The 13,611-nt window shown below is 38.2% G+C and carries 12 protein-coding genes and 1 tRNA gene; 7 read left to right on the forward strand and 6 right to left on the reverse strand.

From position 1 onward, the window contains the following. Positions 1–32 precede the first annotated feature (32 nt). Positions 33–518, forward strand: coding sequence for a 2-C-methyl-D-erythritol 2,4-cyclodiphosphate synthase (gene ispF / locus A1D18_RS05225; RefSeq protein ID WP_071662744.1), 486 nt, complete (start codon positions 33–35; stop codon positions 516–518). A gap of 7 nt (positions 519–525) precedes the next feature. Here the strand turns inward: ispF and A1D18_RS05230 are convergent. Beyond that, positions 526–612: transfer RNA gene (locus tag A1D18_RS05230), tRNA-Leu, on the reverse strand. 343 nt (positions 613–955) lie between these two features. On the opposite strand from A1D18_RS05230, the gene A1D18_RS05235 reads away from it, so the two are divergent. The 5 genes from A1D18_RS05235 (at position 956) to glmM (ending at position 7,683) form a co-directional block, all read left to right on the forward strand. After that, positions 956–2,293, forward strand: a complete 1,338-nt coding sequence (locus A1D18_RS05235; protein ID WP_071662745.1) for an MFS transporter — start codon at positions 956–958, stop codon at positions 2,291–2,293. 35 nt (positions 2,294–2,328) lie between these two features. Further along, positions 2,329–3,648 carry an MFS transporter gene (locus A1D18_RS05240; RefSeq protein ID WP_071662746.1) on the forward strand — a complete coding sequence of 440 codons (1,320 nt, stop codon included), beginning with the start codon at positions 2,329–2,331 and terminating at the stop codon, positions 3,646–3,648. Next, complete coding sequence (gene rlmE, locus A1D18_RS05245) at positions 3,635–4,261, forward strand: 23S rRNA (uridine(2552)-2'-O)-methyltransferase RlmE (protein WP_071662747.1); 627 nt, start codon at positions 3,635–3,637, stop codon at positions 4,259–4,261. Before A1D18_RS05240 ends, rlmE begins: the two co-directional genes overlap by 14 nt. A gap of 139 nt (positions 4,262–4,400) precedes the next feature. Beyond that, entirely contained in the window at positions 4,401–6,314 is a 1,914-nt protein-coding gene (ftsH, locus tag A1D18_RS05250; RefSeq protein WP_084028755.1) for an ATP-dependent zinc metalloprotease FtsH, read from the forward strand. Positions 6,315–6,342: 28 nt separating this feature from the next. Then, the gene (gene glmM, locus A1D18_RS05255; RefSeq protein WP_071662749.1) at positions 6,343–7,683 is read left to right on the forward strand and encodes a phosphoglucosamine mutase; all 1,341 of its coding nucleotides are present in this window, start codon (positions 6,343–6,345) and stop codon (positions 7,681–7,683) included. 8 nt (positions 7,684–7,691) lie between these two features. Here glmM and glmS read toward each other — a convergent pair whose 3' ends face one another. Next, the gene (gene glmS, locus A1D18_RS05260) at positions 7,692–9,518 is read right to left on the reverse strand and encodes a glutamine--fructose-6-phosphate transaminase (isomerizing) (RefSeq protein WP_071662750.1); all 1,827 of its coding nucleotides are present in this window, start codon (positions 9,516–9,518) and stop codon (positions 7,692–7,694) included. 277 nt (positions 9,519–9,795) lie between these two features. On the opposite strand from glmS, the gene A1D18_RS05265 reads away from it, so the two are divergent. Further along, positions 9,796–10,530 (forward strand): ComF family protein, encoded by a 735-nt coding sequence (locus A1D18_RS05265; protein WP_071662751.1) that lies wholly within the window; start codon positions 9,796–9,798, stop codon positions 10,528–10,530. A gap of 36 nt (positions 10,531–10,566) precedes the next feature. Here A1D18_RS05265 and A1D18_RS05270 read toward each other — a convergent pair whose 3' ends face one another. The 4 genes from A1D18_RS05270 to trxB form a co-directional block, all read right to left on the reverse strand. Further along, entirely contained in the window at positions 10,567–10,971 is a 405-nt protein-coding gene (locus A1D18_RS05270) for an RNA recognition motif domain-containing protein (RefSeq protein WP_071662752.1), read from the reverse strand. A gap of 155 nt (positions 10,972–11,126) precedes the next feature. Continuing rightward, positions 11,127–11,606 (reverse strand): Dps family protein, encoded by a 480-nt coding sequence (locus A1D18_RS05275; RefSeq protein ID WP_071662753.1) that lies wholly within the window; start codon positions 11,604–11,606, stop codon positions 11,127–11,129. A 99-nt stretch (positions 11,607–11,705) separates the two neighbouring features. Continuing rightward, complete coding sequence (locus A1D18_RS05280; RefSeq protein ID WP_071662754.1) at positions 11,706–12,437, reverse strand: MlaA family lipoprotein; 732 nt, start codon at positions 12,435–12,437, stop codon at positions 11,706–11,708. A 28-nt stretch (positions 12,438–12,465) separates the two neighbouring features. After that, positions 12,466–13,425 carry a thioredoxin-disulfide reductase gene (gene trxB / locus A1D18_RS05285; RefSeq protein WP_071662755.1) on the reverse strand — a complete coding sequence of 320 codons (960 nt, stop codon included), beginning with the start codon at positions 13,423–13,425 and terminating at the stop codon, positions 12,466–12,468. Between the last annotated feature and the right edge of the window lie 186 nt (positions 13,426–13,611).

Here is a 13,611-nt window from a genome sequence, read left to right on the forward strand (position 1 = left end):
AAACAAAAATTTGCAATGAAAAAGAGAAGTTTATGAACATTAATTTTCGTGTAGGTTATGGCTATGATGTGCATGCCTTTAAAATAGGAGAACATATAATCTTAGGAGGCGTCAAAATCCCTTATCGACTGGGACTTAAAGCCCACTCAGATGGTGACGTTGTCATTCATGCCTTAGTGGATGCACTATTAGGAGCCAGCGCTTTAGGTGATATAGGTCACCATTTTCCTGACACTGATGAGCGCTGGAGAAATAAAGACAGTCGAATATTTCTACAAACTACCGTCCAGATGTTGAATGAAAAAAATTGGTCCATAAATAACGCAGATATTACGATCATCGCAGAAGCGCCCAAACTTAAAGATTATTTTGCAGCGATACGATTTAATTTAGCACAAGACATGAAAATTGATCTGAATCAGATCAATGTAAAAGCAACTACTACAGAAAAACTAGGTTTTATTGGGCGCCATGAAGGAATTGCAGCCACTGCAATCGCTCTTGTTCAGACTAAATAATTTTTAATGGTACCGAGAGTGGGACTCGAACCCACACGATGTCACCATCACCGGATTTTGAATCCGGCGCGTCTACCAATTCCGCCATCCCGGCAACAGCCGCCCAAGTATAACAAAGTATTTTTTTGAATCAATCTTTATTGTTAAAAGGCGCTCTAGCGAAAACTTTACCTTACCAATATTATAGTTATTTTCAATATTGGGATAGAACTCTTTTATCTCATTTTTTAAAAAGAACTACCTACCATTACTTCCATATTAAACTATATATAACTCTGAAAATTTAATGGGCTTGCAATCAAAATCTCAATCACTTATTGTTTTCTAAACAAGGATTTAATATCCCACAATTAAAATACGCAAAGTTTACAACTTGATCTTTTAAAAGAAGCTATCAACAATAAGGTCATAATGGAATAGGATTTTAAGAGGTAAAAATGTACAATAATGAAGCGATAATATCACAAGATGTGCCACACTCTTTAACCAGCAAAAAACAATTATTCCTCGCTTCAGTTATTTGCATACTTGCTGCCATGTTTTATATGTATGAATATACATTGCAAGTATCTCCCGCCGTTATGACCAATGAATTGATGCGTGATTTAGGTCTTAATGCAGCAAGTTTAGGAACCATGGCCGCTTTTTATTTTTATTCTTATACGCCCATGCAGTTACCCGCAGGTTTGCTCTTTGACCGCTTTGGTCCGCGCCGTTTAATTACCTTAGCTATTTTAGTATGCGCCTTAGGGGCCTTTTTATTTAGCATTACACCCGATGCGATCGCCGCTTCATTTGGCAGGTTCTTGATGGGCATAGGATCTTCCTTTTCATTTATAGGTGCTTTACTTCTTGTTTCACGCTGGTTTCCTCCTCAATATTTTGCTTTACTCACCGGCCTCGTGCAATTAATGAGTTCAGTCGGAGCAATAGCTGGTCAAGTTCCTTTAGTCACCGCTGTCAACCATTGGGGTTGGCGATTAACAATTATCTCTTTATCTATGGTCGGTTGTTTGCTTGCCTTACTAGTATGGATGGTGGTTCGAGATAGCCCCGAGACAGTTTCAAAAGGGTATAAATTTCAACCTCCTCCTAAAAAAAGTGAATTGAAAAGATTACAGCAAGTCTGTAGCAATAGACAAACTTGGTTAATTGCTTTGTATTCTTTTTCTATTTGGGCACCTATCACTGCATTTGCTGCCTTATGGGGCATCCCTTTTCTGGTAGCTAGTTACTCTCTTACTACAGAAGCTGCTTCTGAAGCGAGCGCAATGATTTGGCTAGGTATTGGTGTAGGTAGTCCCTTAATTGGTTGGTTCTCTGACAAAATTAATTCGCGATCCAAGCCACTTAGCTTTTCTGCTTTATTAGGGGTAATTAGTCTTACGACTATTATATATTGCCCGCCATTACCATTACCTTGGCTATACTTTATTTTATTTGCTTTTGGTTTAGCTGCATCAGGACAATCCTTAGCCTTTGGAGTTGTCAAAGATAATAATACTTCTTGTGTAGTGGGTACCGCAATCGGCTTTAATAATATGGCCGTTGTCGCAGGAGGAGCTCTCTTTCAGCCCTTAATAGGAGTTTTGCTTTATATCAATTGGGGAGGCATCATGCATAATGGCACCCCCTTTTATGATATAGTAGATTACCAGAAGGCACTTTTGGTATTACCTTTATGCTATATCATTGCGTTTTTTGTAAGCCATTTTTTGCTTCGAGAAACTCATTGCAAACCGCAATATTCCAATGAAACAGCTAATGCAATTTAAGTTTTTTATTCGCATTACTACTTTAATCAAATCTTATGTCTGAAAATAATAATAACGATTTATCATCGCTTTCTTCAGCAAAGCAAAAACCGACTTTACTTGCCGCTATTATCTGTATTCTTGCCTCTTGTTTTTACATGTACGAATTCATATTGCAAGTTTCACCTGCGGTGATGACAAATCAATTAATTAATGACTTAGGACTTAATGCTATAACATTAGGAACAATGGCTGCGTTTTATTATTATTCTTATACTCCCATGCAGCTTCCAGCAGGGTTTTTATTTGATCGGTTTGGCCCTCGACGCTTATTAACTATAGCCGTTCTTACCTGCGCAATGGGTGCGTTCTTGTTTGGCTCAACCAGCAATGTGGCCACTGCTTCTGCGGGCCGATTTATGATGGGAACGGGTTCAGCTTTTGCATTTATAGGAACTTTAGTTCTGATTTCCCGCTGGTTTCCTTCTCGATACTTTGCTTTCTTAACAGGTTTAGTCGAATTAATGAGCTGTGTAGGAGCTATTGTAGGCGAAACACCATTAACCATTGCCGTAGGTCATTGGGGCTGGCGACAAACTATCACCATCTTAGGTATTATAGGTGTAGTTTTGGCCCTATTAATCTGGTTGATAGTACGAGATAGTCCCGAAGTTGTCTCAAAAGGACACAAGTTTCAACGTACTTCAAAAAAAAGCATACTCCAAAGCTTTCATCAAGTTGCTGCAAATAACCAAACATGGTTTATAGCGCTGTATTCATTTATGGTATGGGCACCTATTACTGCTTTTGCAGCGTTATGGGGTGTACCCTTTCTCGTTGTCGCCTATGGTATCAGCACTAAAGCAGCCTCTACTGCTTGTACTATGATTTGGTTAGCGATAGGCATAGGCTGTCCATTATTAGGTTGGTGGTCTGATAAGGTCAACTTACGTGGCATGCCCTTAAAGTTTGCTGCTTGTTTAGGTATAGTTGGATTAATTCCGGTTATTTATATCCCACATCTGCCCTTATTTTGGCTTTATATTTGTTTATTTTTATTTGGTCTTGCCTCTTCAGGACAATCACTTGCATTCGGAGTTGTGAAAGATAATAATCACTCCAGTGTTGCAGGAACAGCTATGGGTATTAATAATATGGCTACTGTGGCCGGTGGAGCTTTATTTCAACCGGTGATTGGTATATTTTTACATTTTAACTGGAATGGAACGTATCATAATGGCAGCCCTTTTTATAGCGTTGAAGATTACCGAAAAGCCTTTATCATCTTACCTTTTTGCTACCTGATAGCCTTTTTAATTGGGAAATTCCTAATACGAGAAACCCACTGCCAGCAACAACCCGATGTCCAAGAGTAAAAGTAGTCACCGCTGGTTAAAGCAGCATTTTAATGATCCGTACGTAAAACGCGCTCAAAAAGAAGGCTTACGCTCACGTTCGGCTTATAAGTTATTAGAGATTCAAGAAAAAACCAAGCTGATTAAGTCTGGTATGAATATTGTAGATCTCGGGGCTTCGCCCGGGGGATGGTCTCAACTAGCCTCTGGAATTGTAGGTACAACAGGAAAAGTTTATGCCTTAGATATTTTGCCGATGGAAACATTAAGCCATGTAGAATTTCTCAAAGGAGACTTTCGAGAAGAATCCATTATGCAACAATTCTTGCAACGTGTACAATCTAAACCCATAGATCTTGTAATTTCTGATATGGCCCCCAACTTTAGTGGGATGCGGAGTGTTGACCAACCCAGATCCATGTATTTAGCTGAATTAGCCTTAGATTTTGCTCAGAAAGTATTAAAGCCAAAAGGTTGTCTTATAGTAAAAACTTTTCAAGGTGAAGGGTTTGAAGCTTTCCTCAAAGACTTAAGAAGCTTATTTGCAAAAGTAACTATTCGAAAACCTTCCGCTTCCAGAGGAAGCTCTGCAGAGGTTTATTTAGTGGCCGTAGGCTATCATAAGGGAAAATAAATTTTTGTATTTATTTTTAATTTATTCTCCCGTTTAAGCCTAGAGCACTAAAAAAAGAGCTTAAAATAATCGAAACCCACAAAAATTAGTATATAATGCCCTCTTTGTGAGAATTGCGAGGTAGTCTAGCTTGAACGACATGCTGAAAAATCTATTTTTATGGCTAATTATTGCTGTCATACTTATCTCCGTATTTAATAATCTCGAACCTCGTAATAACGGTGGAGAACGCTTAACCTATTCTGAGTTTTTGAAAGACGTTCAGCAAGGTAATGTGCAATCTGTAACAATAAGCAACCAAGTTATAAAAGGTCAGTTACATAGTGATAAATCTTTCACCAGTTACATGCCTATTCCTGATCAGTATTTACTCCCTGAATTATTAAAAAAGAATGTCAATGTAAAAGGCGAACCACCACAACAAGAAAGTTTCTTGATGCGGATTTTCATTAATTGGTTTCCTATGTTATTGCTCATTGGAGTATGGATATTTTTCATGCGACAAATGGGCGGCGCTGGAGGAAAAGGTGCTTTATCATTTGGTCGTAGCCGTGCTCGCTTATTAGGTGAAGATCAAGTTAAGGTTACCTTTGCCGATGTGGCTGGTGCTGAAGAAGCAAAAGAAGAAGTCAATGAATTAGTTGATTTTTTAAAGGATCCGGCTAAATTTCAAAAGTTAGGTGGAAAAATTCCACGCGGCGTTTTATTAATGGGACCTCCCGGAACTGGTAAGACGCTTTTAGCTCGTGCTGTCGCAGGTGAAGCAAAAGTTCCTTTCTTTACTATTTCTGGTTCTGATTTTGTTGAGATGTTTGTAGGCGTAGGTGCGTCTCGCGTAAGGGATATGTTTGAGCAAGCTAAAAAGCAAGCCCCCTGTATTATTTTTATCGACGAAATCGATGCCGTTGGGCGTCATCGTGGAGCTGGTTTAGGTGGCGGACATGACGAACGTGAACAAACATTGAATCAATTATTAGTTGAAATGGACGGCTTTGAAGGTAATGAAGGCGTTATCGTTATGGCGGCTACTAATCGGCCCGATGTTTTAGACCCTGCCTTATTGCGCCCCGGTCGTTTTGACCGACAAGTGATTGTTGGGCTGCCTGATATCCGTGGTAGAGAACAAATTCTAAAAGTTCATCTTAGGAAGGTTCCTTATGGAAAAGATGTTAAGCCAGGCATTATTGCTAGAGGCACGCCTGGTTTCTCTGGCGCAGATTTAGCTAACCTAGTTAATGAAGCCGCTTTATTTGCAGCACGAGAAAATAAATCTACCGTTGATATGATTGATCTAGAAAAAGCCAAAGATAAAGTCATGATGGGTAGTGAAAGACGCTCCATGGTAATGAATGAAAAAGAGAAAAAATTAACGGCTTACCATGAAGCCGGACATGCCATTGTGGGACGTTTAGTCCCAGACCATGATCCTGTTTATAAAGTGACTATTATTCCACGTGGTAAAGCCTTAGGCGTCACTATGTTCTTACCGGAAGAAGATCGTTATAGCTATACCAAACAGCGTTTAGAGAGCCAGATAGCCAGTTTATTTGGTGGGCGTATTGCCGAGTACCTGATTTTTGGGCCCGAACAAATCACTACAGGTGCATCAAACGATATACAACGAGCCACTGAAATTGCTCGGAACATGATAACTAAATGGGGTTTATCCGAACGCCTTGGTCCTTTAACCTATAATCAAGAAAATGAAGAAGTATTTTTGGGTCACCAAATAACTAAAAATAATAAATTTTCTGATGACACTGCTCAATTAATAGATGAAGAAAGCCGTAATATTATTGATCGTAATTACAAGCTTGCTGAAACATTATTAAAAGACAACATTGAAAAATTACATCTCATGGCAGAAGCTCTAATAAAATATGAAACGATTGATTCCAGCCAAATAAATGACATTATGGAAGGCAAACTTCCTAGAGAACCCAAGGGATGGAGTAACGGAAGTAAAAAAGATAGTCACCCTTCTGAAAAAAAATCACCTTCGAAAAAAGACTCAACAGTAACTAGCAACGATCCAGCTGCAGATAGCCTGTAATTGATCGAAATAATTTTTTGGATTCGCCATGACAAAAGCCCACAAATATTTTGGGACAGATGGGATTCGCGGCAAGGTAGGTACAAAACCTATTACTCCAGAATTTATTTTAAAATTAGGTTGGGCTGTAGGGAAAGTTTTAGCGAATGGTCGAAACAAAGTTTTAATTGGTAAGGACACTCGTATTTCTGGTTATATGCTTGAATCTGCCTTGGAAGCGGGTTTATCTGCTGCTGGAGTCGATGTCCACCTTTTAGGTCCTATCCCAACACCTGCTATTGCTTTTTTAACCTCTGACTTAGGCGCACAAGCAGGAATTGTAATTAGCGCATCGCACAACCCTTACTATGATAATGGAATTAAATTTTTTTCGCATGAGGGAACTAAATTAGCTGATAGCATTGAATTGCAAATCGAAGCCCATCTTGCCCAACCTATTTATACTGTTGATTCTGCTAAATTAGGAAAAGCAATTCGAGTAGAAGATGCAAAAGTTCGTTACGTTAATTTTTGTAAATCAACCATTCCACATTCTTTTCAATTAAACGGCCTAAAAATCGTTATCGATTGCGCAAATGGTGCTACTTACCATATTGCCCCATCATTATTTTCTGAATTAGGTGCAGACTTAACTGTGCTAGGTGCAAAACCAAATGGTTTAAATATCAACAAAGACTGTGGGTCTACTCATTTAGAACATTTGCAAAAAACTGTTTTATCGCAAAAAGCAGATTTAGGCATTGCATTCGATGGTGATGGTGACCGAGTATTAATGGTAGATCATTTAGGTGAGATTGTTGACGGAGATGAATTACTATTTCTATTAGCCCAACATGGTTTTAAAAAAGGTTACATTAAAGGTGGCATTGTTGGCACTGCTATGAGTAACCTCGGCTTAGAATTAGCTATAAAAGAATTAGGTCTCAATTTTATTCGCACCTCCGTGGGAGACCGATATGTTAATGATGCGTTACAAACCAAAAAATGGCAGTTAGGTGGAGAATCTTCTGGGCACATTATTTCTCGTCGATTAACTAAAACTGGAGATGGAATCATTATTGCCCTACAAGTATTAGAGGCTGTCCAATCATCGGGCCTATCGTTACATATTGCCAAAAAAGGAATGAAAAAAATTCCTCAAATATTAATCAACATTCCGACTGAAAATCCTTTAGCGACCATGAGCGCACCTAACATAAAAAAAGCAGTACAAGAAGCAGAGCTTCTATTAAAAAATCGAGGACGTGTATTATTACGACCCTCGGGAACAGAGTCTGTAGTTCGTGTCATGGTTGAAGGTAACAAATTATCGGAAGTACAATCTATTGCAAATAAATTAGCTGAAACTGTTAAAATTTCAGTAAAATAAATCTTCTTTTATTCGACAGTGACTGATTTTGCTAAATTTCGCGGTTGATCTACATTAGTACCTTTTAAAATCGCTACATGATAAGCTAAAAGTTGTAGTGGGATTGCAAAAATTAGCGGACTAATCACATCGTCTGCTTTGGGAAGTAGAATACTCTTGCTATCATCATGACTATCTAACTCTTCTTGTACAAACAAAATAAGTTGACCATTCCGGGCACGCACTTCTTGGATATTTGACTTAAGTTTTTCTAGCAACGCATTGGATGGGACTAAAACAACTACTGGCATATTACTATCGACTAAAGCAAGCGGTCCATGTTTTAACTCCCCAGCCGGATAAGCTTCGGCTTGGATGTAAGAAATTTCTTTAAGTTTAAGAGCCCCTTCTAGCGCTACTGGAAAATGAATTCCTCGGGCAATAAATAAGGCATGTTCTTTATCGGCAAATAATTTAGCTAATTTTTTTATCGCAGGATCTAATTTTAATGTTTGTTCTAGAAGCTTAGGTAAGCTTCTTAATGCAGACAAACAGGTCGTTTCTTGTTTTTCATCCCAACCATGGGCTAGGCCTAAAAAAGAGGTTAATAATAATAAAACGGTTAATTGAGTGGTAAATGCTTTAGTCGATGCCACACCAATTTCAGGACCGGCTCGAGTTAGTAATACAAAATCAGATTCTCGTACCATAGTACTTCCAGGAACATTACAAATTGTTAATGTAGCTACATAGTTTTCAGTTTTAGCTTGCCTTAATGCCTCTAATGTATCTGCTGTTTCTCCTGATTGAGATAAGGCAATAAATAATGTCTCTGGCTGAATAATATGCGGTCGATATCGAAACTCACTGGCAACATCTACCTGACAAGAAATACCTACCCATCGTTCTAACCACTGCGCCGCAATCAAGCCTGCATGGTAACTAGTACCACAAGCAACTATTTGTACGTGTTTAATTTGAGCAAAACGCTGTATAGAATTAGGTCCGAAAACTTCATCCCAGACTTCTGATGGGTTCACAAGACGACCTTCAAGCGCAGTATTAACTGCATTGGGCTGCTCAAAAATCTCCTTTTCCATAAAATGACGGTACTTCCCTTTACTCACCACTTCTGTTGGTAAATCAATTAAATGCCTAGGATGATGAACTTTCTTCCCGTTATTATCATAGATACTAACTGTTTCAGCGGTGACCTCAGCAATATCACCTTCTTGTAAATAAATAAATTGTTGCGTAACCGATAATAATGCTAAATGATCTGATGCAATAAAATTTTCACCATATCCAAGCCCCACCATTAAAGGGCTCCCTTTACGAACAGCTATTAAAGATTTAGGATCATCTTGATAAAGAAAAACTATGGCGTAAGTACCTTCTAAACGTGCTACTGTTTTCTGAACAGCAAGCAAGAAATTATTATTTTTTTTCAGCGCTTGATTTAATAAATGCGCAATAACTTCGGTATCCGTTTCAGATTCAAAGGAATAACCTACTTTTATCAATTCTTGTCTTAAAGGCAAATAATTTTCAATAATGCCATTGTGAACTAAGGCAATATTGTCTGATATATGTGGATGCGCATTAGATTCACTCGGTTTCCCATGAGTCGCCCAACGCGTGTGTGCAACGCCAATGGTAGCTGATAAGGCTTCAGGCATTATTGCTTTATCTAAAGCTTCAACTTTACCTACAGTACGTCGGCGTACTAAATGATGCTTTGAATCCAAAATGGCGATTCCAGCCGAATCATATCCACGATATTCTAGCCTTTTCAAACCTTCCATAAGAATAGGGACTATATTACGTTGTGCTATTCCCGCTACTATTCCACACATACTTATATACCTTTATATACTCTTCGCACTTGAATTTTTGTCTGTGTTGCCGCCCAACTCGCAATCCTCATGTACCTTAAATACACTCCAGTTGCTCCATTTTCACGGTACCTTGCCAAAAATCCAATTGTTATGAGTATAACTGTTTAAGTCTAGGCTTGTTAATCAAATGCGAAATTTAAATTGTTTGATTCATCATGATGATGAAAAAAGTTTATTATGGATTAATTAGTCTTTTCTATCCCTCTTTCAATTAGGTTAACAAGGATTTTATATAATGAATATCAGTATATTACTAAAAAAATTAAATACAGGTATCACTCATGGCTTCTTTCCTTATCATTGCATTATTTGTAACGATAAGGCGAATAGGGAACTTGATTTATGTATGGAATGCGAGACATTTTTACCTTGGTTAAAAAATGCCTGTACTTCTTGTGCGATCCCTTTAGCTTTTCAAGGACAATCTGTTTGCGGCGCTTGTTTAAAAACCCCCTTACCTTTTCATAAGTTATGTGTTTTTTTTTCTTACACAGAAATAATAAAAAAATGGGTTATTGGCCTTAAGTTCCAGCAACAATTAGTTTATGCAAAAATTTTTGGCACTCTATTAGCTGAAAAAATCAGTTCACGGTACCAAAGTGAGCAGCTGCCAGATAGAATTATTCCAGTCCCTTTACATAAAAAAAGGCTATATGAACGCGGTTTTAATCAAGCGATAGAATTAGCCCGACCTATTTCTAAAAAATTAAATATACCTATTGAGTATAAAAAATGCCAAAGAGTAATAAATACGGCCTCTCAAAGTAAGTTACCTTCAAATCAACGTTCAAATAACGTGAAAAATGCGTTTGTTGCGCATCAGGATCTTGCTCAGCAGTATATAGCGCTACTCGATGATGTAATGACCACTGGCCATACGTTCATCGAGATAAGTCGCGCTTTATACGATGTGGGTGTAAAAAGAATAGATGTATGGTGTTGTGCCCGCACTTACTTAGACGGGAATTAAACCTACCTTCTATTATATACTAAGGTACTAAATCTCTTAATACTGCTCTTCACGTTGCTCACGGCCACGATGATAACCACCACCATTGCCACCGCCAGAACCGCCCATGCCTCCACGCCCGCCGCCGCCGGTACGACGACCACCACCAGCACCGCCAGTACGACGTCCGCCGCCTGTACCACCTGCATTAGAATCTGGTGGATTAGCCTCAGAAACTGTAATGGTACGTCTTTCATGGATACTGCCATGAAGCGCTTCAATCGCTTCTTTTGCTTCTTCAGGTGTAGACATTTCAACAAAACCAAAGCCCTTGCTACGGCCACTATGGAAGTCTCGGATAACTTTAACGAAGTTTACTGTCCCAAAAGGGGTAAAAAGCTCTCTTAGTCCATCGTCATCGACGCTATAGCTTAAACCACCCACATACAATCTTTTATTCACGCAAAACCTCCAAAAGGCTAAAAAAAGCCATTTCCAGGATATTAATCGCTTTCACGCTTCCTATCCGGCGATGGCAGAGATAAACTAAACGCAATCATAGTAACACAGGACAATCCTCTAGGGTATATGGGGCCGTAAAGTTGCTTAAAACTTCTCTATTCTAAAAAGCTACGTAACATCCAGGCATTTTTTTCATGAACTTCCATACGGTCAGAAAGTAAATCCACAGACACTTGATCATCCGCCTCTTCGGTTTCTGGTAATAATTCACGCGCTAAACGAATCATGACTTCCTGATCATGGACTAGCTGGCTAATCATATCTTTAGCTTTTACCGTGCGTGTCCCAACAGCTTCCTTAATTTTGCTTAATTTTGCAAAATCGGCATAACTAGCAGGCACAGGAAACCCTAATGCCCGAACACGCTCAGCGATAGTATCACCTGCATTCCAAAGATCAATATATTGCCCTTCAAATACACTATGTAAGGGTTGAAACATAGGGCCTACAACATTCCAATGGAAATTATGGGTTTTTAAATATAATACATAATTATTTGCTAATAATATAATCAAACCTTCAGCGACTTTTTTTCGTTTAGCTTCAGTCAATCCAACATTAAGTGCCTCTTTCATAAAACCTCCAAAATCAAAATTTATATTTTTAGACTGCTTTTTTTCAAACCAAACTATCAATGCAATTATAAATGACGCATTGGGAAAGACTTATAAAAACTATTCAGTCACATCATCCTCTTCATCATCTTCATCCGTTATTAAATTATTGCGCTCACGAATTAAATAATTTCTGCGTTGTAAATAGGCATTGCGTTGGAATACATAGGGGTCAAAAGAGGCTTGTTTTATCGCCTGATCGAAATCCAACAATTGCGCCCTGGCATTAATGAAACTCCCATATATTAAACCATTTCGCCAGGGGACATCATTTATATAAGGATAAATAGAAAAAACACCATAATCCATCCCCCAAGAAATGGTATCTCGTATAGTTCGCGGACCTAAAATAGGGACGACTAGATAAGCTGAAGAGGTATAACCCCATTTAGCTAAAGTAAGACCAAAGTCCTGATGATGATCAGGTAATCCAATTCGAGTAGCCACATCAATAAATCCTGCAACCCCTATCGTACTATTTATTAATAAGCGCCATGTATCGGAAGTTGCATCATAAAACTCACCTTGTAGTAAGTCATTAATAATAGTAGGAACTTGTTCTAAATTGCTAAAAAAATTACTGATACCTTTAGTAATAGGCCACGGTAAAATTGTTTTATAAACTGTAGCTATCGGTTTAAAAAAAATTTTATCTAAAGTCTGATTAAGTTTAAAAGCATGCCGATTATAATTTTCATAAGGATCGTTATTTAAATCACTATCCAAATCAACAGCTAAAACGGGTGATGCCACCAATAACAATAGGTAAAATCCTAATAATCTGTTATGCATTCCCGATGCCTCATATTAATTTCTAATTTTAATTAGAACTTTCACTTAAATACTTCTCAGCATCCAGTGCCGCCATACAGCCTGTCCCAGCGGATGTAATAGCTTGACGGTAAACAGAATCAATGACATCACCACAGGCAAAGACTCCTTTTACACTAGTTGCTGTTGCAAAGCCCTTACTTCCTCCTCTGACTAAAATATAGTTATTCTCCATATCTACTTGATTTTTGAATATCGCTGTGTTGGGCGTATGGCCAATAGCGATAAAAACACCTTGAACGTCTAATTGACTAATAGCCTTTGTTTTATTATTAATAAGTTTTAAACTATTAACTCCTTTTTCATCTCCTAAAATACTATCCACTTCAGTCTCTAACACTAAAGCTATCTTTCCAGTTTCCACTTTTGCCATTAATTTATCCAACAAAATTTTTTCAGGACGAAAAAACTCACTGCCCCTATAAATAAGAAAAACATGATCGGCAATATTAGCCATATATAAGGCTTCTTCTACAGCGGTATTACCGCCTCCCACGACTGCTACTTTTTGGCCCTTATAAAAAAAACCATCGCAGGTAGCACACGCTGAAACCCCTTTACCCATGAATTCTTTTTCAGAAGGTAAACCTAAATACTTAGCTGATGCACCGGTAGCTACGATCAATGCCTCGCAGTAATAAATTTTCTCATCCCCTTTTAAGACAAAAGGCCTTAGGGATAGATCAACTTTATTGATATGGTCAAAAATAATATTGCTATTAAATCGCTGCACATGTTGATGCATACGTTCCATCAAAACGGGTCCTTGCAGCCCCTCTATATCACCTGGCCAATTATCAACATCCGTAGTGGTCATTAATTGACCGCCCTTTTGCAATCCAGTAATAATGACTGGCTCAAGATTTGCCCTTGCTGCATAAAGTGCCGCTGTATATCCTGCAGGCCCGGAACCTAAAATAATTAATCGATGATTTTGAGCCTTATTCATAATCCCCACTTTAGGATGAAAACCCAGATAAGAAAAAAATTGTTATAATTAAATTTGCTAACAAAGTATAACAAAGAACGCTATAAATAGTACCTATACCCCTATAAGTATACTCACAGCAATTGGTTTTTTTGGCAAGGCGCCATGAAATAAAGCAACTGGAGTGTATATAATAACCATGAGGAT

It is taken from the genome of Candidatus Rickettsiella isopodorum (assembly GCF_001881495.1).
GTDB lineage: Bacteria > Pseudomonadota > Gammaproteobacteria > Diplorickettsiales > Diplorickettsiaceae > Aquirickettsiella > Aquirickettsiella isopodorum.